The organism is Mesobacillus sp. MER 48, from assembly GCF_023714225.1.
GTDB classification, from domain to species: Bacteria; Bacillota; Bacilli; order Bacillales; family Cytobacillaceae; genus Mesobacillus; species Mesobacillus oceanisediminis_A.
The window spans coordinates 403,212-429,677 of sequence record NZ_JAMAUR010000001.1 but is presented as its reverse complement, the minus strand read 5'-3'; the positions used below and the strand labels follow the sequence as shown (position 1 = coordinate 429,677).

29 protein-coding genes and 1 riboswitch are annotated in these 26,466 nt (G+C 43.0%); of the genes, 20 read left to right on the top strand and 9 right to left on the bottom strand.

From position 1 onward, the window contains the following. The first annotated feature begins 146 nt into the window (after positions 1-146). The 3 genes from M3593_RS02135 (at position 147) to M3593_RS02125 (ending at position 2,306) form a co-directional block, all read left to right on the top strand. The gene (locus M3593_RS02135) at positions 147-740 is read left to right on the top strand and encodes a class I SAM-dependent methyltransferase (RefSeq protein ID WP_251540457.1); all 594 of its coding nucleotides are present in this window, start codon (positions 147-149) and stop codon (positions 738-740) included. 61 nt (positions 741-801) lie between these two features. Then, complete coding sequence (locus M3593_RS02130) at positions 802-1,230, top strand: ferritin-like domain-containing protein (RefSeq protein WP_144479641.1); 429 nt, start codon at positions 802-804, stop codon at positions 1,228-1,230. A 143-nt stretch (positions 1,231-1,373) separates the two neighbouring features. After that, positions 1,374-2,306, top strand: coding sequence for a c-type cytochrome (locus tag M3593_RS02125; protein ID WP_251540454.1), 933 nt, complete (start codon positions 1,374-1,376; stop codon positions 2,304-2,306). Positions 2,307-2,349: 43 nt separating this feature from the next. On the opposite strand, the gene M3593_RS02120 is transcribed toward M3593_RS02125, so the two are convergent. From M3593_RS02120 to M3593_RS02100, 5 genes are all read right to left on the bottom strand, one after another. Beyond that, a complete protein-coding gene (locus M3593_RS02120) occupies positions 2,350-3,126 on the bottom strand; it encodes an energy-coupling factor transporter transmembrane component T family protein (protein WP_251540452.1) in 777 nt (258 codons plus the stop codon). Then, positions 3,116-4,786, bottom strand: coding sequence for an ABC transporter ATP-binding protein (locus tag M3593_RS02115; protein WP_251540450.1), 1,671 nt, complete (start codon positions 4,784-4,786; stop codon positions 3,116-3,118). Before M3593_RS02115 ends, M3593_RS02120 begins: the two co-directional genes overlap by 11 nt. Then, positions 4,770-5,366, bottom strand: a complete 597-nt coding sequence (locus tag M3593_RS02110; protein ID WP_251540449.1) for an ECF transporter S component — start codon at positions 5,364-5,366, stop codon at positions 4,770-4,772. The genes M3593_RS02115 and M3593_RS02110 overlap by 17 nt, the downstream gene beginning before the upstream one ends. Further along, the gene (locus M3593_RS02105; protein ID WP_144479631.1) at positions 5,366-5,968 is read right to left on the bottom strand and encodes a YkoF family thiamine/hydroxymethylpyrimidine-binding protein; all 603 of its coding nucleotides are present in this window, start codon (positions 5,966-5,968) and stop codon (positions 5,366-5,368) included. The genes M3593_RS02110 and M3593_RS02105 overlap by 1 nt, the downstream gene beginning before the upstream one ends. A 100-nt stretch (positions 5,969-6,068) precedes the next feature. Continuing rightward, a riboswitch (TPP riboswitch) is annotated at positions 6,069-6,167 on the bottom strand. Between the two features lie 77 nt (positions 6,168-6,244). Beyond that, complete coding sequence (locus tag M3593_RS02100) at positions 6,245-6,493, bottom strand: hypothetical protein (protein WP_144479629.1); 249 nt, start codon at positions 6,491-6,493, stop codon at positions 6,245-6,247. 220 nt (positions 6,494-6,713) lie between these two features. Between M3593_RS02100 and M3593_RS02095 the strand changes: the two genes are divergently transcribed. Further along, positions 6,714-6,902, top strand: a complete 189-nt coding sequence (locus M3593_RS02095; RefSeq protein ID WP_144479627.1) for a hypothetical protein — start codon at positions 6,714-6,716, stop codon at positions 6,900-6,902. 122 nt (positions 6,903-7,024) lie between these two features. Then, a complete protein-coding gene (locus M3593_RS02090) occupies positions 7,025-7,267 on the top strand; it encodes a hypothetical protein (protein WP_144479625.1) in 243 nt (80 codons plus the stop codon). A 42-nt stretch (positions 7,268-7,309) separates the two neighbouring features. On the opposite strand, the gene M3593_RS02085 is transcribed toward M3593_RS02090, so the two are convergent. Continuing rightward, positions 7,310-7,468: a hypothetical protein gene (locus tag M3593_RS02085; protein WP_186326830.1), complete on the bottom strand. Its 159-nt coding sequence runs from the start codon at positions 7,466-7,468 to the stop codon at positions 7,310-7,312. A gap of 178 nt (positions 7,469-7,646) precedes the next feature. On the opposite strand from M3593_RS02085, the gene M3593_RS02080 reads away from it, so the two are divergent. The 6 genes from M3593_RS02080 (at position 7,647) to mug (ending at position 13,638) form a co-directional block, all read left to right on the top strand. Beyond that, complete coding sequence (locus M3593_RS02080; protein WP_251540447.1) at positions 7,647-8,069, top strand: hypothetical protein; 423 nt, start codon at positions 7,647-7,649, stop codon at positions 8,067-8,069. Between the two features lie 190 nt (positions 8,070-8,259). After that, entirely contained in the window at positions 8,260-11,217 is a 2,958-nt protein-coding gene (fdhF, locus tag M3593_RS02075) for a formate dehydrogenase subunit alpha (RefSeq protein WP_251540445.1), read from the top strand. Then, positions 11,210-11,764, top strand: coding sequence for a helical membrane plugin domain-containing protein (locus M3593_RS02070; protein WP_144479619.1), 555 nt, complete (start codon positions 11,210-11,212; stop codon positions 11,762-11,764). The genes fdhF and M3593_RS02070 overlap by 8 nt, the downstream gene beginning before the upstream one ends. Positions 11,765-11,894: 130 nt before the next feature. Continuing rightward, on the top strand, positions 11,895-12,719 hold the full coding sequence (fdhD, locus tag M3593_RS02065) for a formate dehydrogenase accessory sulfurtransferase FdhD (RefSeq protein WP_251540443.1): 825 nt from the start codon (positions 11,895-11,897) through the stop codon (positions 12,717-12,719). A gap of 119 nt (positions 12,720-12,838) precedes the next feature. After that, entirely contained in the window at positions 12,839-13,081 is a 243-nt protein-coding gene (locus M3593_RS02060; RefSeq protein ID WP_144479614.1) for a hypothetical protein, read from the top strand. Between the two features lie 38 nt (positions 13,082-13,119). Further along, positions 13,120-13,638, top strand: coding sequence for a G/U mismatch-specific DNA glycosylase (mug, locus tag M3593_RS02055; RefSeq protein WP_144479612.1), 519 nt, complete (start codon positions 13,120-13,122; stop codon positions 13,636-13,638). Positions 13,639-13,763: 125 nt separating this feature from the next. Here mug and M3593_RS02050 read toward each other — a convergent pair whose 3' ends face one another. Both M3593_RS02050 and M3593_RS02045 read right to left on the bottom strand, forming a co-directional pair. Continuing rightward, a complete protein-coding gene (locus tag M3593_RS02050; RefSeq protein WP_251540441.1) occupies positions 13,764-14,237 on the bottom strand; it encodes a GNAT family N-acetyltransferase in 474 nt (157 codons plus the stop codon). Further along, positions 14,227-14,718, bottom strand: coding sequence for a VanZ family protein (locus M3593_RS02045; protein WP_251540439.1), 492 nt, complete (start codon positions 14,716-14,718; stop codon positions 14,227-14,229). The genes M3593_RS02050 and M3593_RS02045 overlap by 11 nt, the downstream gene beginning before the upstream one ends. Before the next feature lie 272 nt (positions 14,719-14,990). On the opposite strand from M3593_RS02045, the gene M3593_RS02040 reads away from it, so the two are divergent. The 4 genes from M3593_RS02040 (at position 14,991) to M3593_RS02025 (ending at position 18,752) form a co-directional block, all read left to right on the top strand. Continuing rightward, positions 14,991-15,428, top strand: coding sequence for a peptidylprolyl isomerase (locus M3593_RS02040; RefSeq protein WP_144479606.1), 438 nt, complete (start codon positions 14,991-14,993; stop codon positions 15,426-15,428). Positions 15,429-15,612: 184 nt separating this feature from the next. Further along, positions 15,613-16,347: a helix-turn-helix domain-containing protein gene (locus M3593_RS02035; protein WP_144479605.1), complete on the top strand. Its 735-nt coding sequence runs from the start codon at positions 15,613-15,615 to the stop codon at positions 16,345-16,347. Between the two features lie 23 nt (positions 16,348-16,370). Beyond that, positions 16,371-17,240 carry a DUF3307 domain-containing protein gene (locus M3593_RS02030; RefSeq protein ID WP_144479602.1) on the top strand — a complete coding sequence of 290 codons (870 nt, stop codon included), beginning with the start codon at positions 16,371-16,373 and terminating at the stop codon, positions 17,238-17,240. Between the two features lie 123 nt (positions 17,241-17,363). Next, positions 17,364-18,752 carry an FAD-binding domain-containing protein gene (locus M3593_RS02025; RefSeq protein WP_251540437.1) on the top strand — a complete coding sequence of 463 codons (1,389 nt, stop codon included), beginning with the start codon at positions 17,364-17,366 and terminating at the stop codon, positions 18,750-18,752. Here the strand turns inward: M3593_RS02025 and M3593_RS02020 are convergent. Continuing rightward, positions 18,735-19,637, bottom strand: coding sequence for a DMT family transporter (locus tag M3593_RS02020; RefSeq protein WP_251541234.1), 903 nt, complete (start codon positions 19,635-19,637; stop codon positions 18,735-18,737). The genes M3593_RS02025 and M3593_RS02020 overlap by 18 nt on opposite strands. Before the next feature lie 127 nt (positions 19,638-19,764). Between M3593_RS02020 and pdxR the strand changes: the two genes are divergently transcribed. From pdxR to ppdK, 5 genes are all read left to right on the top strand, one after another. Continuing rightward, a complete protein-coding gene (gene pdxR / locus M3593_RS02015) occupies positions 19,765-21,174 on the top strand; it encodes a MocR-like pyridoxine biosynthesis transcription factor PdxR (protein ID WP_144479596.1) in 1,410 nt (469 codons plus the stop codon). 57 nt (positions 21,175-21,231) lie between these two features. Beyond that, on the top strand, positions 21,232-21,987 hold the full coding sequence (locus tag M3593_RS02010) for an exodeoxyribonuclease III (RefSeq protein ID WP_144479594.1): 756 nt from the start codon (positions 21,232-21,234) through the stop codon (positions 21,985-21,987). A gap of 284 nt (positions 21,988-22,271) precedes the next feature. Beyond that, entirely contained in the window at positions 22,272-22,919 is a 648-nt protein-coding gene (gene ccpN / locus M3593_RS02005) for a transcriptional regulator CcpN (RefSeq protein ID WP_144479592.1), read from the top strand. 14 nt (positions 22,920-22,933) lie between these two features. Next, the gene (locus tag M3593_RS02000; protein ID WP_144479590.1) at positions 22,934-23,746 is read left to right on the top strand and encodes a pyruvate, water dikinase regulatory protein; all 813 of its coding nucleotides are present in this window, start codon (positions 22,934-22,936) and stop codon (positions 23,744-23,746) included. 4 nt (positions 23,747-23,750) lie between these two features. Further along, positions 23,751-26,423: a pyruvate, phosphate dikinase gene (gene ppdK / locus M3593_RS01995; RefSeq protein WP_251540436.1), complete on the top strand. Its 2,673-nt coding sequence runs from the start codon at positions 23,751-23,753 to the stop codon at positions 26,421-26,423. Positions 26,424-26,466 lie beyond the last annotated feature (43 nt).

The window sequence follows — 26,466 nt, the reverse complement described above, 5'->3', positions numbered from 1 at the left end:
AGCCTGATAACGGCTGTCTTTCTTCATGTCCAAGATCGTATTCGCGTTATCAATTGTTTCTTTAAAGGATATACCTGGCCTGGCATTAGCTATCAGGGGCCATTTTTTATATAATGAGGGAAATAAAACAGCGAGGAGCTTTTATTGTGGCAAAATTATTTGCTTCTTTTTATGACACGCTAATGAGTCCGCTTGAAAAAAGATGGATTGCGCATGTGAGGAAAAATATCATTTCTGGTCTAGAGGGGAAAATACTTGAGATTGGTGCAGGTACAGGGGCTAATTATCCATATTATTCAAAAGGAAAAGTGGATAGGCTTGTTTCCATTGAACCAAATCCGTATATGCTTGAGCAGGCACAAGAACAAGCTGAAAAGAATGGTTTGCAAGTTGAATTCCATAAGGGGATGGCCGAGTCGCTTCCATTTAGTGATGGAGAGTTCGATACAGTGGTCGCTACTCTAGTTTTATGTTCCGTCGAGGAACCCCGCCAAGTATTTAAAGAAATGAAAAGAGTATGCAAAAAGGGAGGCAGGATTGTCCTATTCGAACATGTAAGGGCGGAATCCAAATCCCTTGCCGCCCTGCAGGATTTCCTCACGCCTGCTTGGAAGAGACTGTGTGACGGCTGTCATTTGAATCGGGATACCGGCCGTTACATGAGAGAATCCGGAATAGAGATGACAAGAGAAAAGAAATACTTCAAGGGTATCTTCGTTGAATACGAGGGAAAAGCATGATACAGGCACATCAGTCAGATCCTCTCCATACACTGTTATAAATAACTTGGGGAGGATTGAGATGTATCCTTATTATGATCATTATAGGCAAAATCAAAAATTAATCAATGACATAACCAAAGCCATCAATGGAGAATATACTGCTACGAAGTGTTACGCTGAGCTAGCAGCAATGGCACCGAATGAAGAACAGAAAAAGCGAATCAATGAAATATTGAATGATGAAAAAAAACATTTGCAACAGTTTTCTCAAATTTATTCCGCTCTTACGGGAAAGCAGCCTCAGCTTAAGATGACTGAAGAGTGCGCGAGGACTTACATCCAGGGACTTGAAGCATCCTTTAATGATGAACAAGTGACGGTAGATTTTTATCATGAAATTGGTGATGAAGCTGCCGACCCGGTCATAAAAGAGGTTTTCAGACGTGCGGCATATGATGAGCAAAACCACGCTGTATGGTTCCTTTATTTTTACGGGAAAGAGAAGTAGGAGCTGGAGAATTCCAGTTCCTATTTTTATAGTTTTCACTATTTTTACATATTTAATATATAAATAATGAAGCGTTTTATACTAGAATGGGTATAGGGAAAATGAAATGCAGATTTGGAAATGTTACATAGGGAGGAATAATTATGAAGAACAGTCTAGCAATTATTATTGGTTTTTTAATCTTTGGATCTTTATTTGTCGGCTGGAAAATCAGTCAGGATCTCGGACCTGCTGAAACAGCAACTGCTCCTCAGCAGTCAGAAGGGACAGCAAGCAATACCATTGAATTCAATCCGCCAAGCATGGAGGATGTTCCAGATGGGCCGCTGGGTGAAAGCATCAAATATGGATATGACTTAATGATGGAAACAAATACCCTCGCCGATGAGTATGTAGGCAATAATTTATCCTGTGCAAGCTGCCACGCAAACGGAGGCACAGTCAAGGATGAGGCGCCAATGATTGGGCTCACTGCTGTCTATCCAGAGTACAGGCCTCGTGAAGGAGAAGTATATACACTTGAAGATCGAATTAATGGCTGTATGATCCGCAGCATGAATGGAAAGATGATTCCTGAAGACAGTAAAGAAATGAGAGCGATGATTGCTTATTTGCATTATATGTCTGAAGGAGTACCTTCAGGGGCGGATATTCCCTGGAGAGCTGCAAAAGAGCCAAAACAATTTCCTGTTCCAAGCATAGAGGATGGAGAAAAGGTTTATGCACAATCATGTGCGGCTTGCCATGCAGCAGATGGAGGAGGAACTGGTACAAATACTGGGCCGGCTGTCTGGGGTGAACATTCCTTCAATGATGGAGCGGGAATGTCACGACTGACTAAAATGGCAGGATATGTCCAGAAGAATATGCCTAAGGGACAGGGAGACACTTTGACTGACCAGCAGGCAATCGATGTAGCGGCGTATATCCTTTCACATGACAGACCAGAATTCACTGGGCATGAAGGAGACTGGCCAAAAGGCGGCAGACCAGCGGATATCATGAATAAAGAAAAACGTGAGCAGATTAAGAACGGAACAATCGACTGGGAAGCACTGGTTAGTGTAAAGAAATAAAGACGGGACAAACCCAGCACCTTTAATTAGGTGCTGGGTTTGTTCATAGCTGACCATTATAGAAATTCAGATAGCCGAACAGAAAAGAAACAGTTATGCTGATAAATACAATGCTGACGAGCACACAGGAAAGCAGCCAGTCTTTTTTTGAAATAGTGATGATATGATAATACTCTCTGTTTTTATCCCCTGTAAAACCTTTTGACTCCATCGCAATCGCTGTTCTCTCTGCTTTTCTGATCCCGTTTGCAAGCAAAGGGATGGTATATTTCTTGATTTGCCTGATTTTATCCATTATGGTTCTTGATCTCCCTGCTCCCCGCACAAGGTGAGCATTCCTGATAATCTCAAACTCTTCCTTTATCAAAGGAAGGAATTGATACCCAGCCATGATGGAATAGGCCAATTTGGGTGATAGCCTGCATTGCTGCATCAAACTGTGAAGAAAGCGGATGGGATTTGTCGTCAGGACAAATAAAAGTGAGAGAGAGGCGAAACTCAATATTCTTAATCCCAGTGCCAAACTTCGCAGGAGACCCTCTGAAGTGATCGAAATGAACTGCCATTGCCAGATGATATTGTCTCCAGGATATGTCCGTGGAAACAAAAGGGATGACCAGACATAGACAATACTCATAAAAATGAAAGGTGAGAATAGCAGAATCCATCTCTTTAAGCTGACTTTGCCCAAAACAAAAGTGATTGCTACCGTTAATATAAGACTAATCAATGGAGTGATGGGATCAAAAAACACAGAAAGCATGATGATGCCGATCAGGACACTAAAAGCCTTCAAACTGGGATTCATGTTATTTAGCAAGATAACTTCCCTCCAGATACATTTCCAGTTCCTTGACGAACGGCAGCCTGAGGTTAGCCCTGGCCAATAGATCTGATTGGCTCCAAAGGAGATGGGGAGTATCGTAAAATAGCATTTTTCCTCCGTCCATCACCAACACTTTATCTGCATGCTGCTCGATGATATCCATATCATGGGTGATCATGATGATACAGCCTGTTTCGGGTAAAGACTTTTTTATGAGATCAATCAGTTCTTTCGCTGTATTGGCATCCTGGCCGAATGTTGGTTCGTCCAGGAGAATGACTTCCTGACCATTGACGAGCATCGTCGCTACACTTAATCTCCTCTTTTGACCCTGGCTTAATGAAAAGGGGTGGCTGTATTCCTTATCCTCCATCCGCAGGAGTTTCAAAATTTCTTTTAATCTATCGTTTTGCTCATGTTTGTTTTGCCCCTTCAAGCTATAAAAGATTTCCTCTTTTACTGAATCCGTGATGAATTGATGTTCCGGGTTTTGGAAAACATAGCCCATTTTTCTCCATTTAGATGTTTCAAGCCAATCATCTAACCATTTTCCATAAAATTTTATTTCTCCTTCAAATTCGAGAAGGCCTGACAGACATCTTGAAAAGGTCGTCTTGCCCGAGCCGTTGGATCCTGCTATTGCTATAAATTCCCCTTCCTTTATAGACAAACTGATGTTTTCAATGATTGCTTTGTTGGTTTTTACATAGCTGACACCATTGGTTTCGAAAATGAATGCAGAGTGATCGTCTCTTTTCCTGTGCTCTTTACCTGAGAGGAGCTGGAGACATTTTTGGAAATCGTCTGTCTTCCTGATGATTTCAGCGATTGTAATGGGCAGGGAAGAGGTTGTGAGCAACCCGGCATTTCGCAATCTTAAACCAGCATCTACAGCCCTGGGGAGCCAGATTCCTTCCTTCGCCAGCATTTCTGCATAATCGGAAAAACAAATCCCTTCAGGTCCATCAAATATCAATTCACCCTCAGTGTTTAAAATCAGGCAGCGATCCATAAAATCCTGCCAATAATCAAGATTATGTTCGATGACAAGGATACTGAATGGGCGTTGCTTTTTCAAGCTTTTTAGCGTCCTGACAAGTTCAAAACTGGAGGCGGGATCAAGGTTTGCAGTTGGCTCATCAAGGATTAGCATCTCTGGCTCCATAGCCAGTGCACAGGCAATCGCGAGCTTTTGTTTTTGTCCTCCTGAAAGGCTTTGTATCACACGCTTCTTCATGGGAAGCATATCCACCAGTCCAAGAGCATTACGTATCCTTTGTTCAAATTCGGTTCTCGGAAGCCTGATGTTCTCAAGTATAAAGATTAATTCTTCTTCAACTGTCTGCATGCAGAATTGAGAATCTGGATCCTGCATGACCAAACCGATTTTTTGATTGATCTCTCCAGGAGCGAACGAGGAGATCTCAAGGCCTTTATATTGGATGCTTCCAGTTTTGATTCCGCCGATAGAGTCTGGATAAAGATTATTTAGACAATAAGCGAGGGTGCTTTTCCCGGAACCGCTTGGACCAAGTATAAAAATGTTCTCATTTTCATTAATATTAAAAGAGATATTTTCAAGTATGGAATCGTCCTCAAACTTGAAGTTTAAATTGGAGACTTCAAGCAAGGGAGTCTTATGCTGGCCGCTCATCGGCAAGCTTTTCCTTTCTTGCTTCTTTTCCAAGAGGGAAGCTATTCAGTGCCCCGGTCCTGGCAAGGCTGTCACTTATGTATTTGCCTGATAGTCCGGCTAGCAGTGCCCCGCTTAATAATCTTACAAAAAACATTGCTGCCACATAGCCTGGGGATAAAGCAGAAAATCCTCCCAAAAAATATCCCCAGACAAAACTGGTGATGGAAGATCCCATACCTGCAGTAATCAGTACCCATGTTGAGTAGTTTTTCCATTTTGTTGCGGCGAAGACTGCTTCAGCTCCCAGTCCCTGAATAAGACCTGCAAGGATCAGTCTTGGTCCTACGGCATTTCCAAGCATAACTTCTATTATGGCCGCTATGGTCTCTGACAGTACAGCTGCTCCAGGCTTTCTGATGATATAGGCAGCGATGATTGAAACAATGAACCAAATACCAAAAATCAAATCATAGCCTATCATACCGAATAACCCGACCAGAACATTTCCCACCTGTAAAAAAAGCAGGTACACGACACCGAAAACGACTGCAAGGACGGATAACACAATCACTTCACGAAGTTTCCAATTTTCGATCATTATTTTGCCTCCTTTCTTGAAGGACTATTTGCTGACATGGTTACAGTCATTACAATATGGGAAGAATCACTGGACCTCGCTCCGTCAAATGCTTTTTCTAAACCAGTGAATACCTGGTTCGCATCCCCATCAAGCCTGGAGGCATAATGCACTCCGCCACCGAACACACCTTGTTCCTCAACGGTCTTAATTTGATCCATGATTACCTCCATATAATTCGCTATTCCCAGTGGATAGAGTGCGAACTGGCAGGCAACTTCCTGGCTGATGCTGTTTGAGAGTTTTTCATTTAGCAATATGGAGTCTTCTGCCATCAAGGTATCGCCTGCAGAATCGCCAGGGCATCCATTTGAAAAGGTAGCATTCAGGACTACATGGTCTCCGCCTTTTGAAGCATTTAAAAAGATTGCTTTAACAACATCAAATACATGTTCAGACCGCCCGCGTGCACAGGTGCTAATATCATCTGTCTTCATCCATACTTTTGTTGTGTCTACTTCTTTCAGTGCTGACAGGATTATTTCCACGAATCTGTCTGACATGGGGTAAATCGAAAATCTTGCCCCAGTAATCTCGCTTGTACCGCACAAATTCTTTTCCATTTTCTCAACGACTCCCTTTTTTTAAGTCTCGGAAAAACAAAAACTGCATCCAGCGTGATGGATGCAGTCGAATACTATCGCTTATAAAAAAGGGGAACGATGAGTTTCTCCCGCACTTCCCCACGCTGGTATTATCCAGATCGAGTAATAAGGGTCAGAACAAAGTTCTTCTCAGCAAAAAGCTCCCCTAGTGCAAAAATCTATGCAGTTGTTGTTTCCAAAATTATCTTAAAGCAATTGTCCGGAATTGTAAATGGTTAATTATTTAAAAATAAATCATTCATAATCCTGGTGAAAAACCTTTCTAAGGCGGTATTCATCCAGAGTACCAAGTTCACTGTTGAGAAGCAATTCCATTTCCTCTAATGCACTTTTCGTAACCAAAGGATCACTTATGGCCCAGTTAACAGTATAAACGAAGTAATAATCTTTGATTTGGCGGAAAATAACTACGGAGTTAGGATACTTGTCAAATTGAGCTTTAATATTATATCTTTTTGTGTATGACCATATTGTCAGTTTCATAGATTATCTCCATCTTTTATCTTCTAAAAGGCATATATTTATAAGATACCCCTTGCGGATGGGGCGGAAACTGGTTCCGGGAACAACATAGTGTTTTATACTGAAGGAATATGCTAAAATAGAGGTCGTTGCAGTATAGTTAGCGACATATATCTACATAATATCAGATTGCTAGCAGATAGATAGAAGTTTTTGAAGGAGTTGGAGGGAAGTCAGCATTATGAATGAAGCCCAAAGGATTCAGTTAAACGTCAGGGTATCCAAAGAGACCTCGGACAAGCTTGATGAAATTGTAGAATACTATCAGGAAAATACGAAAATTGGCAGGATCTACAAAGGTGATGTTTTGACAGATATTATCGAAAAATCATATGAAATCATGCTCAAACAGAAGAGGCTGAATAGATAAAAACAGTGTGACAAATTGTCAATGAGTAAATGTGGCAAAATATTGAACAAAATAGTTGCGCTAATCAATAATTAGTCGTATTATTTAAATAATCTGAATAAACGATAAGGTGGTTATTGATTATGATGCGTATGGCAATTGCAGGTGTAGCCGGCTTTGTCCTTGTGTTCATTGAATCATATATTGTCATGGTCCTAAAAAATTATGAAGCGATCGATTTTGGGGGGATCGCCCCGTTTGTCAGTGTCTGGACAATGAATTTTTTCCTTGTTTTCTCAATTTTGACCCATATTAAATTTTGGTATGAAGACCGTGAAGCTCAGCGTGAAGAAGAAGCTGCAGAAAGAGATAGGTTCATCAGTTAATTAAGACGGAGAAAGGCAAAATCGCCTTTCTCTTTTTTTTTATTATGCATTTTCCCCATTTTCAATTCGGTCACGTTCTGCTTCTTCAGCCGCAATCCTTAATTCCTGAAAGAATAGCTGATCATTGCACACCATGCTGTGCTGCTGATCATGTTCAAGTTCCTGTTCAGATTTAATAATGTTGTTTTGCTCTCTTTTCACTTGATTCATCCTCCTTACTTTATACTTCTCAGTGTTTAATTTCCCTTACCTGCAAAAATCATGCAAACATATTTCTATTTTCAAAGTATTTTCCCAATACCAATATTTATACAAACCTTTAATCAAGCTTGGCCGGATGAGGAAGACTATATCAAAAATAGTAAAGGAGTTAGCCCAAATGGAAGCCATTTATTATTATGATGATCAAGTTCATTATCTTAAAATTGAGATTTTAGCAACTTCTAAAGAATCATCTTGGCAGGCTTACGTTTTTGACGATAATTGGAATGATATCCTTAGCAGTGCTTCATCTATATCCGAGAGGTTCACAGAGACAATCGAGTTTGCTAAGGAAGCATTTGGCATCCGAGGAAGGCTATCTATAGTGGAAGATCTTCCTCTTGATAACTCGCTTAAGGAGGCATTGGAGATAATGTTATTCCATTTGCAGGCATTGCTATTTTCGTCAGCTATCTTAGTAGAAAACGACTGCGAAGCATTGGAACGTTATGGTTTTACAAAGGAAATCACAGCTGAGGGAAGAACTTTTTATCTCCTCGTCTCTGATGAAGCGGAACAGGACTCATGCAGGTTTTTATAAGCCAACACGAGCAAGTTGATTTATAAGAATGAAGCCTTTTCTTTTCTAAATGAAAAGGCTTTTTGTATGCAAGAGCAAAGATTATTGCCATGGCAGTGTTTTAAAAAACACCAATAAAAATGGTTAATGTTTATTCCTGAAAGGGTAGGAGAAAGGGGAGTGATTTATATACAGAAAGGAAGATGAGGCTTTGTCTGGCAAAATTAATGTAACTATCAACGGTGCCGAAGTGACGGCTGACGGAAATCAAACAATCCTTCAATACCTTTCAGACAGCTCGATTGAGGTACCAAATGTATGTTTTCATCCAAGCCTTGGACCTATCGAGACATGTGATACCTGTATTGTAGAAGTGAACGGGGAAATGGTCAGATCGTGTTCGACCGTCCTTAAAAATGGCGATATCATCGACACAGTTGCGCCTGATGTCAAGAAGGCACAAACAATGGCAATGGATAAAATCCTTTATAACCATGAACTGTACTGTACAGTCTGTGACTACAATAATGGGACTTGTGAGGTACATAACACAGTCAAAGAAATGAAAATCAATCACCAGAGCATCCCTTTTGACCAGAAACCCTATGAAAGGGATGAATCCAACCCTTTCTATCGTTATGATCCGGATCAGTGCATTTTATGCGGCAGATGCGTTGAAGCCTGCCAGGACGTACAGGTAACCGAAACCTTGAGGATTGACTGGGAGCGTGACCGTCCTAGAGTCATTTGGGACAACGATGTGCCAATCAATGAATCATCGTGCGTGTCTTGCGGCCATTGTTCAACGGTTTGCCCTTGTAATGCAATGATGGAAAAAGGAATGGAAGGTGAAGCGGGCTTCTTGACAGGGATTGCGAAAGAAACATTGCGCCCGATGATTGAGATTACCAAGGGAGTGGAAACGGGATATGGATCCATTCTCGCGATTTCAGATATGGAATCGGAGATGCGTGACTCAAGAATCAAGAAGACGAAGACTGTTTGCACCTACTGTGGAGTTGGATGCAGCTTCGATGTATGGACGAAAGGACGTGAAATCCTGAAGGTTGAACCACAGGTTGAGGCCCCTGCAAATGGTATTTCTACTTGTATAAAAGGTAAATTCGGCTGGGATTTTGTCAATAGTGAGGAACGCCTGACTAAGCCGCTCATCCGTGAAGGCGACAGCTTCAGGGAGGCCGAGTGGGAAGAGGCATTGAACCTGATGGCAAAGAAATTCACTGAAATCAAGAATGAATTTGGCCCCGATTCCCTGGGCTTCATTACTTCATCCAAATGTACAAATGAAGAGTCTTATTTAATGCAGAAGCTTGCCAGGTCAGTAATCGGTACAAATAACGTCGATAATTGTTCAAGATATTGCCAAACCCCTGCTACAGTAGGACTGTTCAGGACAGTCGGTCACGGAGGGGATGCAGGGTCCATCAAGGATATCGCGATGGCTGATTTAGTCATCATTATCGGATCGAATACTGCCGAGGCTCATCCAGTCCTGGCAACAAGGGTAAAACGTGCCCAAAAACTTAATGGTCAAAAGCTGATTGTGGCTGATCTTCGCGAGCATGAAATGGCGGACCGTGCGGATATGTTCGTTAGACCTAAAGCAGGAAGCGACCTGGTCTGGATTTCGGCGGTAACAAAATATATCATCGACCAGGGCTGGGCAGATGAAGAATTCCTGAATAATAAAGTAAACGGTCTTTCCGAGTATGTTGACAGCCTGGAAGGATTTACGCTGGAATATGCGGAAAAAACATCAGGACTATCAAAAGAAACACTCATCGAGATCGCTAAAAGTATCCATGAAGCAAAAAGTGTTTGCGCATTATGGGCCATGGGAGTTACACAGCATCTTGGCGGAAGTGACACTAGTACTGCAATATCAAATTTGTTGCTGATTACCGGAAATTATGGTCGTCCTGGAACTGGTGCGTACCCACTGCGCGGGCACAATAACGTGCAGGGTGCAGGCGATTTTGGCAGCGCCCCCGATTCACTGCCAGGATATCAAAAGGTATTTGATGATGCTGCTCGTCAGAAATTCGAACAGGCATGGGGCACTAAGCTTCCGGCAGAGCCAGGCATCAATAATCATGACATGGTTGAAGGAATGCATGATGGAACGCTCAAAGCGCTTTACGTTAAGGGCGAAGAAATGGGACTTGTGGATTCCAACATCAACCATGTCCAAGCGGGCTATGAAAAGCTGGATTTCTTTGTTGTCCAGGATGTGTTCTTCTCAAGGACTGCACAGTTCGCTGACGTAGTACTGCCAGCAAGTCCTAGCTTTGAAAAAGAAGGTACGTTCACGAATACGGAGCGCAGGATTCAGCGCTTATACCAGGTGTTTGAGTCAATGGGTGAATCCAAGCCGGATTGGCAGATCTTGATTGAAGTGGCAAACCGCCTTGGCGCTGGATGGACTTATGAGCACCCAAGTGAAATTATGGCAGAGGCGGCCAGTATGATGCCGATCTATTCCGGTGTCACTTATGAACGCCTGGAGGGATACAACAGTCTTCAATGGCCGGTTCAGCCGGATGGCACTGACAGTCCTGTCCTGTATTTGGATGGATTTCCGTTCCCTGATGGAAAAGCAAGGCTTCATCCGGTTAAATGGTCCATTCCGGTTCAGTTTGGTGAAGAATATGACATCCACGTCAACAATGGCCGTTTGCTGGAGCATTTCCATGAAGGGAATCTTACCTATAAATCAGAAGGTATTTCATCAAAAACTCCAGAAACCTTCCTTGAAGTATCACCTGAGCTTGCCGAAGACAGAGGCCTGAAAGATGGAACACTGGTAAGATTAACCTCACCATATGGCAATGTTAAGGTCAGATGTGTGGTAACTGACAGAGTTCAGGGGAAGGAAGTCTATCTGCCAATGAATGACCAGGGTGATGCGGCAATCAATCTCCTGACAAGCAGCTTTGCAGATAAGGACACGGACACTCCTGCATATAAGGAGACGAAGGCAAAAATGGAAATCCTTCAATATGAAGGCGTCAATCCATTGCCAAGGAACAATTTCAGATATGGAAATCCACAGCCGCAAATCGGTGTACAAGTCCAGAAGAAGTGGGAGCGTCCAGATTATATCTTCCCTGGAGATCTTGTGAAAAAGGAGCGGACCCAGCATGGCTAAAGCAATCACAAATATTAAACGGATCGAGCTGACTGAGGAACAGAAAAGAAAGATGGATCTGGAAGAAATCGAGACTGCATTGCTAGATAACAAGGATTCGATTTTACAGTCACTAGACATCATCAAGCATATGAATGAGCGCGGCGTTTTGTCGCTTCTTGACGGATTGTTCAGCGAGGGGGATAAAGTCCTTAACGTCCTTGTTAAAGCGGCAGACAACACTGAAGCTACGAATACATTAAAGAACCTGCTGCTGATGGTAGGTGTTCTTGGAACCATAAATGTCCAGCAGCTCGAGCCGCTATTGTTGAAATTGAATTCCGGTATTGCCAGAGTGGCAGAATACCGTGATAGTGATGATGACAAGCTTGGTTATTTCGATATTGTCCGTTCACTGAAGGATCCGGAAATCAACCGTGCTTTGTCACTGCTCTTTGAATTCCTCAAAGGCATGGGTGAAAAAACGGAAGGACTGGAAAGGACGACCCAGCTTCCAGAAGATCAGGACATTCACCAGAGCAAGGATGGCCGGTTGGAGAATCGGTAAAAAAAATAATGCAGGGGGCATTCTGATATCATTTGATGTCAATGCTCCCTGCTTTTTTAGGTTTGATTTTTCTTTTATAGGTTAAAAGTAAAAGACTGTAAGGCGAACCCAAATAGAGAGGATGACAGCTGTGGAACCTGTCGAAGTTAAAAGGGAAATCCTTCGTTTCGGGAATGGCCAGGCTGAAAGACTGGAAGACAGCATTGTAACAGAATTCACTGTCACAGTGAAAGTGAATGGGGAAGAACTTGTAACGATGGTCTGCACGCCAGATTATATTGAAGAAATGGTCATAGGGTATCTCGCTTCCGAAGGAATCATCAAAAAATATACGGATATAGAAGATTTATGGATTCAGGAGAAAGAGGGATTTGTCCATGTGAAAATAACCTCGCGATCCAACTCTATTTATAGGAATCTGCAGGGGAAACGTTATTTAACATCCTGCTGTGGAGCGAGCAGGTCTGGATTTGTATTCGCTACTGATGCAATGACAGCCAAAAAACTTCACCAGATTGGAACTGAGCTCGAAGTTGAGGATTGCTTCAGGCTAATGGAAGAAATGCAGGAATCCGCTGAACTTTTTCAGAATACAGGGGGAGTCCATAATGCATCTCTTTGCAGTCTGTTTGGCCCTGTCGTTTCTCGAATGGATATAGGCCGCCACAATGCCCTCGATAAAATATATGGACATTGTCTGAAGAATGATATCTCGATACATGATAAAGTGATTGTTTTCAGCGGCAGAATTTCCTCAGAGATTTTATTGAAGGTAGCTAAAATCGGCTGTCCAATCGTACTGTCCAAGTCTGCCCCAACAGAACTTGCCCTAAAACTTGCTGATGAATTGGGGATCACCACTATTGGTTTTATCAGGAATCGATCGCTGAATGTTTATACGCACCCTGAACGTATTGCAGAAGCAAAATACGGAGTCAAAGAAAGTCAGGTATAAACCCCTGGCTTTTCTTTATTCCTTAGCTCATTAACATTCATAAGCTTCTCTGTATCAGCTTTGGTATAAGGGATGTAAAAGTATGGGAAAATGGAGGTGAAAGCTGAAGGAGTGATAGAATGGGTGAAAAAGAAATGCGAGAGATGTTCGAATGGGCAGGCCTCTCCACCATTTATGACCAACATGGCTACAAAATGTGGCTCAGCGGCCTTGAAGACAGCATTGATGCCGAACTGTTAGATCACTTTGCAGATGCATATTCATTTGAGAATGCCGAAATGTACTATGATGAATTCCTCTTCCATTTAAGGATTTTTAAGAACATCATAAAAAATAATGAGTTGCCACCCCGATATTGGTGAGCTCTACAGGTAGATATATATTGAGAGAGGAGAAAGGTATGCAGCCAATATCAGATCATTTAAAGAAAAAGCTGGATGTTGTCTTTGTCGGTTTCAATCCAAGCATACGATCATCCGAAACAGGGCATCATTACGCCAATCCAAATAACCGGTTTTGGAAAATTCTTTATGAATCTGGGATTACTCCTAGAAAATATGATTCATCCGAGGATTACAAGCTTTTGGAGCTCGGATACGGCATGACGAATATTGTCGCGAGACCGACCAAAGCAGCAGATGAAATTACGAAAGACGAATATCAGCAGGGAAAACTGGAGCTGAGGAAAAAAATTGAGGAATACCGTCCGAGAATTGTCTGCTTCGTTGGCAAGGGAGTTTATCAGCAATACAGCGGAAAAAAAGTTATACCATGGGGAAAGCAAGATGAATGCGTAGTGGCAGGAACAATCGATTTCGTCGCACCATCGTCAAGTGGCCTGGTCAGAATGAAAATAGATGAAATCGTCGAGATTTATAAACAATTGCCGGAGTGGATTGAGATATTAAATACAGATTAAAAGACTTTGGTTCGGGTAGAATGTCGTCCATCAAATCCGGAAAAGAGAAAAAGAGGTCACCAACAGGCTTAATTGGTGACCAACAAGAATTGCCTATGTGATAATGTAAGTCTTAATCCTAATATTTATCCTTTGTTTTCATTACTCAAACACATGGTCAATCTGATCATATCCCTGCAATGGATCCCGTTCTCGTATATGGGTTCAGGGTAATTACTCAAGAAAAAGTCCTGGATGATGCTGGTGATCCTGAAGCCAGCTTTCTGGTAAAGAGCAAGCTGGTTAATGCTCGAATTTCCTGTACCAATTTCGATGGTCTTATACCCCGTTTTTCTGGCCAATTGAATTCCATGTGCAATTAGGCTTTTTCCGATGCCTTTGCCTTGAGCAGGTTCAGCGACTGCCAGGTTTTTTATTTCTATGCTGTGTCCTCCTGCCGGCAGCAGCACGATTACTCCCAGGGTCTCACTGGCATCCGATTCAGCGACATAACACAATCCTTCTTCTAGATATTGAGATGCCATGTCCTGTGAAGGATCGGCAAGAAGCAGCAGATCCCAGGGAGGCTGTTCGCCTTGTTTGAGCCTCCTAATTTCCATCTTGAACCCCCCTCATAAAAAGCTGGTAAGTAATTCTGATTAGCACGTAGCCTATTGCTCCGCCCAGTGTGTTAAGAATTATATCATCAATATCAAAACTGCCGACCCTGGTAAAAAACTGGAGGATCTCGACCAGTGCAGTTGCGAGGAGAACAGTTCCGGTTGTCCTCCAAAATCCGATGAATCGCTCAAACAACCATGGGAGGAAGATGCCCAATGGCAGGAATGCCAGGATATTTCCAAACAGGTTGGAAATCCATATGCTTTGATTGATATGGGATGATGCTTTGATATAGTCTGTAATCGTTTTGAATGGAATGATGTTATAGGGGTTTGAGCCAGCAGTGTTCAGCTCGTATGCTGCCTGTCTGTAAGGACTGAGGAATAACAAAACGGCAGCAATGATGATATATAGCGTAAAGAGACTGTAAGAGGTGGCTGTTATCCATTTTTTGTATTTGGAATCTATTTGATTAATCATGTATTCTCCTAAAATCTTAATCTATATTTTGGTCATAAAATAAAAAACCTTACCATGGCAAGGCTTAGCAGATTATAACTATGAGCCTGCAAAGCAGGGCCTCTGCCGTCCGTACAGTGGTTAAGTGTCCCGCAACAAGCGAATGTCCGGCAGAGGCAGTTTTATTTTAACACATACATAAAGGAAAAATACACTTTGAAAGGTGGATACTTTTATTTTTAAATCGAATAGTGGTATGATAACAGTGATTTTACATTAAGGAGATGATTTTCATGGCGAAAAAAGGATACATAGAAATGCAAAATGGAGAAAAAATCGAATTCGAACTATATCCAAACGAAGCACCTGGAACAGTTGCGAACTTTGAAAAGCTTGCAAACGAAGGCTTTTATAATGGATTGACTTTCCACCGTGTCATTCCTGGATTTGTTAGCCAGGGGGGATGCCCAAATGGAACAGGTACTGGCGGACCAGGATATACCATCAAATGTGAAACAGAAGGCAATCCGCACAAGCACGAACCGGGTTCACTTTCAATGGCGCATGCAGGTAAAGATACAGGCGGAAGCCAGTTCTTCATCGTACATGAATCACAGCCGCACTTAAACGGTGTCCATACTGTTTTTGGAAAAGTGACTTCCAACCTGGAAGCTGCCAAAGGGATGAGCAATGGCGATGTTATGGAAAAAGTCGTTGTAACAGAAGAATAATTGAGTATGAAAAAGAGCCCGTGGGCTCTTTTTTTTATACTCAATTACCTATTGAATCGAACATACGCTCTTGTTAAGATGGAGAGGATAAATCTTACAGGCTAATATTCAATATATTTGACTATATTATCTAATATTGATTAAATTAGATTATAGAATCTAATTTATGATAGGTGGTCTGGCAATGATACCGGCTTCAGTTTTTATTATGGATGTATCAAACTCTTCTTCTGCTGATAATGGAGAAACATTGAGCCGCTATTTAAGTAAGCTTGAATCAACGGTCAAGTCTTGGTCTGGGAGGGTTCAGGTAAATCACAGGGCAGGCGATGAATTGATTGTACTGGCAGAAGGATATTCATCTGCTTTTATCATCGCCTTTTATATTAGCAGAATTTGGGGTTATCGTCTGAATGCTCCCTATTTTGGACTATCCTTTGGCGGCATAGAGAAGAACATCGATACAATTGATATCGAAAAATGGATCCACCCTCTGGTGAAACAGGCAAGAGACGCAAATGAATACCTGAAAAAACAAAAGGACAGGGAATCATTCCATTTTCAAAGTATTGATATTGAGCCCGAACTTCTGGATATGATGAATGGCGTGCTGAGCCTTCAGCATGTATTAAGCGCACAGCAGACTGAAATACAGCGTTTGGTTTGTTCACTGTATTTAATTTATGGCAAGCAGAATGCGGTAGCAGACCTCCTTGGCCGATCAGCACCTACTGTTTACAGTCATTTCAAGAAGGGGCATAGCGAACAAATTTTTCAAAGTTTCCGAGAAATTGTCGGTGTTTTGGAGTCCATTGAGGCTAAATCATTCCCGGACTTGAAGCTCCATAGGGAGAATGTCATACAAACTAATATTAAAAACGACATCAAAGGCCAGGTGCGGGAAGTTTTTAGACTCTAGGTTCAGGGGAAAGGAGAGGGAGCATGCTTTTATTAAGTCTTATCATCGCGCATTTAATAGCGGACTTTTACCTGCAGACAGATCGTATGGTAGAGGCCAAACTAAGGAGTTTGAAAAAGCATATACTTCATCATTTAATGGTGAACACTCTGGTCCTGGGAGCAGGCTGGTCCCTTTTTAATCAGGAAAATGATCCAGTAATGGCTGTAATATGGCCAGTCCTGTTCATTACATTCACCCATTTGATTATTGATCTATTAAAAATCAAACTCATTGATCAATATACAGCAAGCGGTCATCTCAATAAATTATGGTTCTTTGTCCTGGATCAGCTTCTTCATCTCACCATGCTGTTGGCTGCACTGCAATTGTTTTACAAAATTCCACTAGTTATGTATATAAAGAGATTTATAGGGCTTCTTTTCACAGAAGGCCGGCAATTGGATCCAGCCTCCATCTTGCTGGTTATTTTGGTCATTTTGATTCTGGGTACAACGGTAAGCGGCCATATTATCAAAATCCTGCTTGGCACACTGCCTGGCCAGCTTTTGACCTTTGAAGGGAAATATACTTTCAAAAACGAAATGACCGGCCCTTCATACCCAAAAAATAAGGGAGATAGCGGACTCTCTGAGCAATACAGCTACATGATCTTCAACAAACACGACCTTTCCCGCGGAAAACTGATTGGCTACATCGAAAGGCTGCTTGTCATCCTTCTTACTTATTATAGCTCATATCCGGCAATCGCCTTCATTGTGACTGCGAAATCAATCGCCCGCTTCAAGCAAATGGACGACAGGGACTGGGCGGAATATTTCTTGCTCGGCACACTGACCTCCATGTTCCTTGGCATCATGTTCGGGATTCTACTTAGAGAATTAATCAATTAACAAGAACTTGCCGTGCAAGTTTCGGCTTAAAATGAGGATTTATTTAATAATAGATTTTGATAACTGTTTACTGTGCTTGTTTTCAGTTTAGCCTGGAATAACTAGATTAACGGAGTGATCGGAATGAATATCATCCTTTTCGATAGAGACCTGCGCATATTTGACCATCAACCGATTGCAGAAGCAGCAAAGATTGGCGAAGTCTTGCCTCTTTATATAATTGAGCCATCACAATGGGAGGATGCTGCCTATTCAGTTCGTCATTTCCAATTTGTAGTTGAAAGTCTTGAAGACCTTTCTCATCAGATTGAAAAGCGGGGCGGCAAACTCTTTTTTTCCATCAATAAAATGGGTGATGTTTTCGAGAAACTGATGGAAGCTTATGAATCTATCAATGTCTTTATCCATCGGAATTCAAGGATTTTAAAAAAGGTTATCGAATGGATGGGGAAGAATCAGCAACGACTGTTTATTTATGGAGCAGAAATTGATCAGGTATCAGCCAGGGGTGTTAAAAAGCAGGTTCAGTCATATTTGGATGAGCCACTTATCCAAGCGCCAGACGAGATTCAGGTTCCTGAAGAAACGCCGTCAATTCTGTTCACAGATATGAAAAAAATCCATCATTTCCACGTAAAAGGCCAGAGAATTCGTTTTGGCCAACAAGGGGGCGAATCCCGGGCAATCGAGACGCTGGAATCCTTCCTTGAGGAAAGATGTGCGAATTATATTGTTAACCAGCATAAACCGCTTCCATCATCGTTTTCTTCTTCCAGGCTTTCCGCTTATATTTCCTGGGGGAATATCTCGGTGAGGACAATTTTACAGAAAACATCCGAAAAACTTCAATTATGCGAAAATGATGATGAAAAACTTCAGCTAGAAGCATTTTTATCAAAATTAACTTCCATGATGAGAACCGTCTGCCATCCACCGGAAGACAAGCAGATCGAAGAGGTATCAAGAATCAAGAAGGACTGGAATGAAGAGTGGTTCCAGCGCTGGATCGAGGGAATGACAGGAGTTCCTGTCATCGACGCTGCAATGAGAAGCCTGGTTAAAACAGGCTGGTTGAACTACACGTTAAGGGAAATGGTGACCTCATTTATTGCCAATACTTTATTGCTGGATGGGCAGAAACCCTCTGCAGTGCTTGCACAATTGTATTTGGATTACGACCCTGCATTACATGATTTTTATGTTCAGCAAATAACTGGCTTGAGGACAAAAAAGGTAAAAATCGCAAATCCAGTAAAAATCAGCAAGCAAATCGATCCGGAAGGAGGATTCATTCGCCGTTATATAAGTGAATTGGAAACAATTCCAGTAGAGTATGTTCATGAACCATGGCTTTATCCTGCTTTTTATCAACTAGGCTATCCACCTCCGATGATTGATGTCGTAAAAGCGAATAAGCTGGCGCGGCAAAGGTTTGATAGTCTAACGAAACAAAATAAACCCTCTGGAAAAAACGGTGAGGGCGAAACAGGCCAGCTATCCTTTGATATCTGAAAAGGGTTCTGGCACATTGCCCCATCCTTTCAGGTAAGTCAGGGAAACTCCTAAAAGAGTGATTATGCCGCCTGCAATGGTCAGGAAGCTTGGTACTTCTCCCAACCAAACCCAGGCTACCAGGAAAGAGGCGGCCGGAGTAAGGTATAAAGAACTGGCCGCTTCTGATGCACCTGATTTCGCGGTTATATAAGCTAAAGCGAAATAGGCTATTACGGTCGGAAAAACTCCAAGATAGACGGCGCTAATCGTTGCTCCGGAGGATGCTGAAGAAATTTGAGCTGAGAGATCGGAAGCAAAGAATCCCATGAAGATGGTAGCACTCCATATCGTGTAGGCAGTAAATGGGAGTGGTCCGTATTTATCCAGATATTTTTTTTGGAACACGAAATATATGGATTCTGAAAATGAAGCAAGCAAGATCAACATCACGCCAATTCCTAAATCTAGACCTTTGCCGGAGCCAATTGAAATAAGGACGATTCCTGCCATGCTGATGGCAGCGCCAGTCCAGTACCTTTTTCCTGCACGTTCCTGAAAGAAAATCCTTCCTAATAATCCAATGAAAACAGGTGATGTAGATACAAGCAAACTTGCTGCCCCTGCACTGACTGTTTGTTCCCCGAAATTCAGGGCTGTTTGGTAGACCGCAAACCCCAGGAATCCAAACAGGAAGATGACAGGCAAATCTCTGACCTCCGGCATCTTCATCTTTGTAATGGCGGCATAGCAGACAAGAGTAATCGATCCCACCAAAAGCCGAAGAAAGGATAAGTGCTCTGCAGAATATCCCTCCAGTCCGTGTCTTATACCGGCGAATGCCGAACCCCATAAAAGGATGACGAGCAAGTGTGCTGTTATCAATTTAATATTCAAATTCTCCACCTCAATAAAAACCATCCAATTTAATCCTTATTAACCTTATGTCTTTTAAATATAATCGGGACTTGGTAAAATGTATCCAACCAATAGGGGTATATTGAAACCAACCAATTTTGAATGGAGCCTGTGAATGAAAGCACCGAAGTACAAGATGATTAAAGATTATATAAAAGAACAGATTACGAATGGTACTTGGCCGGTTGGCAGCAGGCTGCCGAGCCAGCGCGCTCTTGCCAGTCAATTCGGAGTAAACAGGAGCACGATTGTGACAGCGTTGGATGAAATGGCCGCCGATGGCCTGATCGAAGGGAAAACAGGGATGGGAACAATTGTTGTCAACAACACATGGACACTTATGCGATCAGAACCTCCATTGAACTGGAATGAACAGGTAGGACTGGGTACTCATCAGGCAAGCATGCCAACAGTCCAGGCAATAAACCAGGCAGAATCCAATGAAGGCTTGATTCAGCTAAGCAAGGGAGAGCTTTCAAAAGACTTATTCCCTCTTGAGGAGATGAGGGCTGTTATAACGAAAGTAGGACAAAATCTTGAACCTTTTGGCTACGAGGAACCGAAGGGGAATCCACAGTTGAGGGATGAGATTGCCAAATACCTTAGTCAAAAAGGGATCAATACTTCTTCGTCCTCAATCCTTATTGTTTCTGGTGCTTTGCAAGCACTACACCTTATTTCGATTGGGCTGCTGGAAAGAGGATCAACAGTGTTACTGGAAACTCCATCCTATGTGAATTCTTTATCGACCTTCCAATCCGCAGGAATGCAGCTTCAGGGAGTTCCGATTGACCATGAGGGCATCATTCCCGGGAAGATAGAAAAGATCCACCCAAGCAAGAACTCAGTGCTTTATTGTCATCCCACCTTCCATAATCCAACAGGGGCATTGATGGGGGAAAAAAGAAGACGGGAATTGTTGAGTTTGGCGGAAAATGCCCAGATCCCAATAATTGAAGATGATGTGTACGGTGATTTATGGCTCGACAGTCCTCCCCCTATGCCAATCAAATCCCACGATAGGCATGGCAATGTTTTATACTTAGGCAGCCTGTCAAAGAGCCTGAATCCGGGATTGAGAATTGGGTGGCTAGTAGGCCCTGAAGCTGTCATTGACCGCCTGGCAGACCTGAAAATGCAAACAGACTATGGCACAAGTTCCCTTTCCCAAAGAGCAGCGGCAGAATGGCTTTCAAGCGGACTTTACGAGAAGCATGTCACAGAGGTCAGGAAGCATCTGAAAATACGGAGGAATGCAGTGCTGCAAGCACTGGAACAGCACTTGAGCCGATATGCTGAGTGGGAACATCCTGCAGGCGGTTTTTTCATATGGGTTAAAATAAAGCAGGAAATCTCTTTGGCTGACTTATACCGCAAGGCACTTGCGAATGGGGTGCTGATCAATCCCGGCAGGATTTACACGAACCAAAGAAGCCTGCACTTCCGGCTTTCATTTGCCAACGCTCGGGTTAAAGATATTGTTAAGGGAATCGCAGTATTAGAATCGCTGATCGAAGACTGTTAGAATAGGAGAATACAAGTTTTCTGCAAGGCAGAATAATAATCGAGGAGAAAGTGGTTTATGAAATTAGTATCATGGAACGTGAACGGCATAAGGGCTTGTGCCCGGAAAGGGTTTTTGGATTTCTTCCGGGATGCGGGGGCGGATGTATTTTGCATTCAGGAAACCAAACTGCAGGAAGGCCAGATAAGCCTTGAAATGGAAGGGTATCACCAGTACTGGAACTATGCTGAAAAGAAAGGGTATTCTGGTACCGCTGTTTTCACCAGACAAAAGCCTATATCAGTAAAATACGGCATCGGATCAGCCGAACATGATCATGAGGGCAGGGCAATTACCGTTGAGTTTGATCAGTTTTATCTTATCAATGTTTATACGCCGAACTCTCAGCGTGATCTTGCCCGCCTCGGCTATCGTTTATCCTGGGAAGACAAGCTTAGGGATTACATGCTCGAATTGGAAAAGGAAAAGCCAGTTGTCCTGACCGGAGACCTGAATGTCGCCCACCATGACCACGACCTGAAAAACCCTAAATCGAATCGAGGGAATTCCGGGTTTACCGACGAAGAACGCGGGAAGATGACTCAACTCCTGAACAGTGGTTTTGTTGATTCTTTCCGATACCTTTATCCTGATGCCAAGGATGTATACACCTGGTGGTCTTATATGAGTAAAGTGAGAGAAAGGAATATAGGCTGGCGCATTGATTACTTCATTGTTTCAGAAAAACTGGCGCCTGCCATTCATCAAGCAGGAGCAGAATGTTTAATAATGGGCAGCGACCACTGTCCTGTGACACTCGAATTGAATGTATAAGGCCTATAGCTAGAATCCCCTGGGTAGTGTTACAGGGGATTTTTTGTATTATACAGACATCGAAGTGTTTAAGAGGATGCGGAAATTTAAACAGTATGACCTAATTCCAAACCTAATAACAGTGATAAACCATTTAAAGGCAGCATTTTTAAAAGAAAACTATAAAAATTAAAACCTTTTCTTTTGATTTTTCATTAAATGTTATATACTATAAATTAATAAGGATAACACATTTAAAAAATCCTTGATAATGTTACATAATTATTATTGGGGGTACGTTGGTGGTGAGTTCTATTAAACTAACAAAACGGCAGGAAGAAATCGTTCAAATTGTAAAAGAGGATGGCCCGATTACCGGGGAGCAGATTGCCGAAAAACTGAAGCTGACACGGGCAACCCTTCGTCCCGATCTGGCAATCCTTACAATGGCAGGAAGTCTTGAAGCGAGGCCAAGAGTCGGCTATTTTTTCAATAAGGATAAAGAGAGATTATTCGAACCGACAGAGGTACTGAATTTGAAGGTGAAGGATTATAAAGGCCATCCAATTGTGGTGCAAAAATCTTCCTCTGTATATGATGCGATCGTCCAGATGTTCCTTGAGGATGTCGGGACTTTGTATGCTGTTGATTCAGAGGGTTGCCTGGCTGGAGTCATTTCGAGAAAGGATTTACTGAGGGCTGCGATTGGAAACAAGAACCTCGAAGATCTTCCTGTAAGCGTCATCATGACGAGGATGCCTAACATCATAACGGTAAAACCTGAAGAAACGCTGCTGCAGGCTGCCAGGAAACTGGTGACGAATAGAATCGATTCTCTCCCTGTTGTACGTGAACTCAGCAGCAACCCCGATTCATATGAGGTTATCGGGCGAATAACCAAAACAACGATAACCAAGGTATATTTAGAAATCGCAGAGCAAAAATCTGTCTAGGAAGTGAGCGCACTTTGGATATGAAGGAAGTTGTCTATGTGGTATCCGACTCAGTCGGGGAAACAGCAGAATTTGTAGTTAAAGCTGTGGCAACACAGTTTAACGGCGGGCAGGTTGATATAAGAAGGAATTCATATGTTGAGGATGAGGAAGACATTGAGGACATTTTGATGATGGCCAGGCAAGGACATTCAATCATCGCATATACCATTGTCGTACCCGCCCTAAAAGCCTATCTGGACCGGAGAGCAAAAGAAGAGGGGATTTACGCAGTTGATTTGTTGAATCCACTTATGAACGCGTTTGAAAAGAAGTTCAACAAAGAGCCTAACCATCGTCCCGGCATGATGCGTAAATTGGACGATGAATATTTCCGCAAGATCGAAGCCATCGAATTTGCCGTAAAGTATGATGATGGCCGTGATCCGCGCGGGATATTGAGGGCAGACATTGTTTTGGTCGGTGTTTCCAGAACATCGAAAACCCCATTGTCAATGTACCTGGCACATAAGCGCTACAAAGTAGCCAATGTACCGATCGTACCGGAGGTCAAACCGCCGGATGAATTATTCCAGATTCCAAGAAGCAAATGTGTAGGTTTGATCATTTCACCGGATAAGCTGAACGAAATCAGGACGGAAAGGCTGAAGGCGCTCGGACTTGGAGCCAGGGCGAATTATGCCAGCTATGAGCGAATTCTCGAAGAGCTGGATTATGCTGAAAAAATCATGAAACGTGTTGGCTGCCCGGTCATCAATGTTTCCAATAAGGCCATTGAAGAAACAGCAGGACTGATACTTGATATTCTAAAAAGTGAGAGGAGTTAAGCGAATGTCTAAATTTGTGTATCTTTTTAATGAAGGAAACAGCGGAATGAAAGAAAAACTGGGTGGGAAGGGTGCAAACCTGGCGGAAATGACACGTATCGGTCTTCCGGTACCTTTCGGATTCACGATTTCGACAGAAGCGTGCAACTCCTATTACGATGAGGGGAAGACTATCCCGGCAGAAGTTCAGGCACAGGTTCTCGAAGCACTCGGTGAGCTTGAAAAGAAAACTGGAAAGGAACTTGGTAATCCGGAGAATCCCCTGCTAGTCTCTGTACGCTCTGGCGCAGTATTCTCAATGCCGGGAATGATGGATACAATCCTGAACCTTGGCATGAATGATGAGACAGTTGAAGGAATGGCGAAGCTTACAAACAACCCGCGGTTTGCGTACGATTCCTATCGCCGCTTCATTCAGATGTTCAGTGATGTTGTCCTCGATGTTGATGTTTTCTTCTTCGAGCGATTACTGGAAGAAACAAGAGAAGCGAAAGGCTATAATTCAGACCCTGAGATGACTGCAGAAGATTGGAAGGAAGTAATCGAAGGATATAAGAATATCGTGACAAAGCATACGAGGAAGCCGTTTCCGCAGGATCCAAAAGAGCAGCTATTCCTGTCGATCAACGCAGTTTTTGACTCATGGAACAATCAACGGGCGATTGTTTACCGCCGTTTGAACAAAATTCCATCACATTTAGGCACAGCGGTAAATATCCAGAGCATGGTATTCGGGAACATGGGAGACGATTCAGGAACTGGTGTTGCTTTTACTAGGGACCCATCCACAGGCGAAAGCATTCTGTATGGAGAATACTTGATCAACGCTCAGGGAGAAGATGTTGTGGCAGGCATACGGACTCCTCAGCCAATCCAGACATTAAAAGATGAAATGCCTGCTGTTTATCAGCAATTCGTTGACACTTGCAATCGACTTGAACAGCATTACGAGGACATGCAGGATATTGAATTTACTGTTGAACGCGGTGAGCTTTTCATCCTTCAGACACGTACAGGGAAACGCACCGCGCAGGCTGCTATCCGTATTGCAACAGAACTTGTGAAAGAAGGAATCATTGATAAAAAGACTGCCCTGCTCCGTGTTGATCCTGAACAGCTTGACCAGCTACTTCACCGCAGGATTGACGAGAATTATGAACGCAACCAGCTGGCTAAAGGCCTTCCTGCATCACCTGGTGCAGCAACTGGCAAGGTTGTTTTTGATGCAGATGAAGCAGAGCTGCTGGCAAATGAAGGCCAAAAGGTCATCCTGGTGCGTCCCGAAACCACTCCTGATGATATCCATGGCATCATTTCCGCCCAGGCTGTCGTAACCAGCCGTGGCGGTATGACTAGTCACGCTGCAGTAGTTGCTCGCGGAATGGGTAAAGCATGTATTTGCGGATGCGAAGCGATGAAAATCGATTTACACGAAAAGCAGTTCCGAGTCGGTGAAATTACCGTGAACCATGGGGATATCATCACGATTGATGGGGGAACAGGAGAAATCATGCTCGGCGAAATCCCGATGATAGAACCTGAGTTATCTGCGGAGTTCCAATTATTACTGTCATGGGCAGATGAGGAGCGTAAAATTGGCGTCCGCGCGAATGCAGATAATCCTGAGGATTCCGCGAAAGCTCTGGAATTTGGAGCTGGCGGCATTGGTCTTTGCCGTACAGAGCATATGTTCATGGACGCTGCAAGGGTGCCGATTGTTCAGAAGATGATCCTGGCAGAAACATTTGAAGAGCGGAACGCTGCTTTGGATGAACTCCTGCCGATGCAGCAGGGAGATTTTGAAGGAATTCTGGAAGTGATGCAGGGACTGCCTGTAACGATTCGCTTGCTTGACCCTCCATTGCATGAGTTCCTTCCTGATAAAGAAGAACTTTTGGTGGAGATTACAAAACTTCAAATCTTAGACCCGGAATCAAAGGAACTTAAGGAAAAAGAAGCATTGCTGAAGAAAGTGCGCCAGCTTGATGAGTTTAATCCGATGCTTGGCCATCGCGGCTGCCGACTTGGAATGATCCATCCTGAAATATATGAAATGCAGGCTAGAGCAATCTTTTATGCAGTAGCGAAACTGGCTGATAAAGGAATCGAGGCGAAGCCTGAAATCATGATTCCGCTAGTCGGCCATGTGAATGAACTGAAAGAAATGCGTGAACTTGTAAATGCAGCAGCACTTAGTATAAAAGAAGAAACAGGCAAGGAGTTCGAATATACAGTGGGAACGATGATTGAAATCCCGCGTGCAGCCCTGACTGCTGATCAGATTGCTGAGGAAGCAGACTTCTTCTCATTTGGGACGAATGACCTGACACAGACGACTTTCGGATACAGCCGTGACGATGCAGAGGGCAAATTCCTTCAGGCATATATCGAGCAAAAAGTCCTTCCTGAAAATCCATTTGCTGTCCTTGATCGCGAGGGAGTGGGCAAATTGGTGGAGACAGGTGTGGAACTGGGCCGAAAATCAAAGCCTGGTTTGAAGACTGGAATTTGCGGGGAGCATGGCGGAGAGAAGAGTTCGATTGAATTCTGCTATAATGCTGGACTTGACTACGTCAGCTGCTCTCCTTACCGGGTGCCGCTTGCAAGACTTGCAGCTGCACAGGCAACAATCCGTCACGAAAAAATTAATGAAAAAGAAGTTGTAACAGCTAAATAGTGAGTTATGGGAGCGTGTGTCAAAACCACGCTCCTTTATTTTT

Excerpts from the sequence above, each read along its gene's own strand:
- M3593_RS02070 (WP_144479619.1), top strand. The coding sequence starts at position 11,210 with ATGGCTAAAGCAATCACAAATATTAAACGGATCGAGCTGACTGAGGAA.
- M3593_RS02110 (WP_251540449.1), bottom strand. The coding sequence starts at position 5,366 with ATGATCGAAAATTGGAAACTTCGTGAAGTGATTGTGTTATCCGTCCTT.
- M3593_RS02050 (WP_251540441.1), bottom strand. The coding sequence starts at position 14,237 with ATGGAAATTAGGAGGCTCAAACAAGGCGAACAGCCTCCCTGGGATCTG.
- M3593_RS02095 (WP_144479627.1), top strand. The coding sequence starts at position 6,714 with ATGAATGAAGCCCAAAGGATTCAGTTAAACGTCAGGGTATCCAAAGAG.
- M3593_RS02060 (WP_144479614.1), top strand. The coding sequence starts at position 12,839 with ATGGGTGAAAAAGAAATGCGAGAGATGTTCGAATGGGCAGGCCTCTCC.
- M3593_RS02010 (WP_144479594.1), top strand. The coding sequence starts at position 21,232 with ATGAAATTAGTATCATGGAACGTGAACGGCATAAGGGCTTGTGCCCGG.
- M3593_RS02125 (WP_251540454.1), top strand. The coding sequence starts at position 1,374 with ATGAAGAACAGTCTAGCAATTATTATTGGTTTTTTAATCTTTGGATCT.
- M3593_RS02105 (WP_144479631.1), bottom strand. The coding sequence starts at position 5,968 with ATGGAAAAGAATTTGTGCGGTACAAGCGAGATTACTGGGGCAAGATTT.
- M3593_RS02030 (WP_144479602.1), top strand. The coding sequence starts at position 16,371 with ATGCTTTTATTAAGTCTTATCATCGCGCATTTAATAGCGGACTTTTAC.
- M3593_RS02035 (WP_144479605.1), top strand. The coding sequence starts at position 15,613 with ATGATACCGGCTTCAGTTTTTATTATGGATGTATCAAACTCTTCTTCT.
- mug (WP_144479612.1), top strand. The coding sequence starts at position 13,120 with ATGCAGCCAATATCAGATCATTTAAAGAAAAAGCTGGATGTTGTCTTT.
- M3593_RS02080 (WP_251540447.1), top strand. The coding sequence starts at position 7,647 with ATGGAAGCCATTTATTATTATGATGATCAAGTTCATTATCTTAAAATT.
- M3593_RS02130 (WP_144479641.1), top strand. The coding sequence starts at position 802 with ATGTATCCTTATTATGATCATTATAGGCAAAATCAAAAATTAATCAAT.
- M3593_RS02045 (WP_251540439.1), bottom strand. The coding sequence starts at position 14,718 with ATGATTAATCAAATAGATTCCAAATACAAAAAATGGATAACAGCCACC.
- M3593_RS02115 (WP_251540450.1), bottom strand. The coding sequence starts at position 4,786 with ATGAGCGGCCAGCATAAGACTCCCTTGCTTGAAGTCTCCAATTTAAAC.
- ppdK (WP_251540436.1), top strand. The coding sequence starts at position 23,751 with ATGTCTAAATTTGTGTATCTTTTTAATGAAGGAAACAGCGGAATGAAA.
- M3593_RS02090 (WP_144479625.1), top strand. The coding sequence starts at position 7,025 with ATGATGCGTATGGCAATTGCAGGTGTAGCCGGCTTTGTCCTTGTGTTC.
- pdxR (WP_144479596.1), top strand. The coding sequence starts at position 19,765 with ATGAAAGCACCGAAGTACAAGATGATTAAAGATTATATAAAAGAACAG.
- M3593_RS02100 (WP_144479629.1), bottom strand. The coding sequence starts at position 6,493 with ATGAAACTGACAATATGGTCATACACAAAAAGATATAATATTAAAGCT.
- M3593_RS02040 (WP_144479606.1), top strand. The coding sequence starts at position 14,991 with ATGGCGAAAAAAGGATACATAGAAATGCAAAATGGAGAAAAAATCGAA.
- M3593_RS02025 (WP_251540437.1), top strand. The coding sequence starts at position 17,364 with ATGAATATCATCCTTTTCGATAGAGACCTGCGCATATTTGACCATCAA.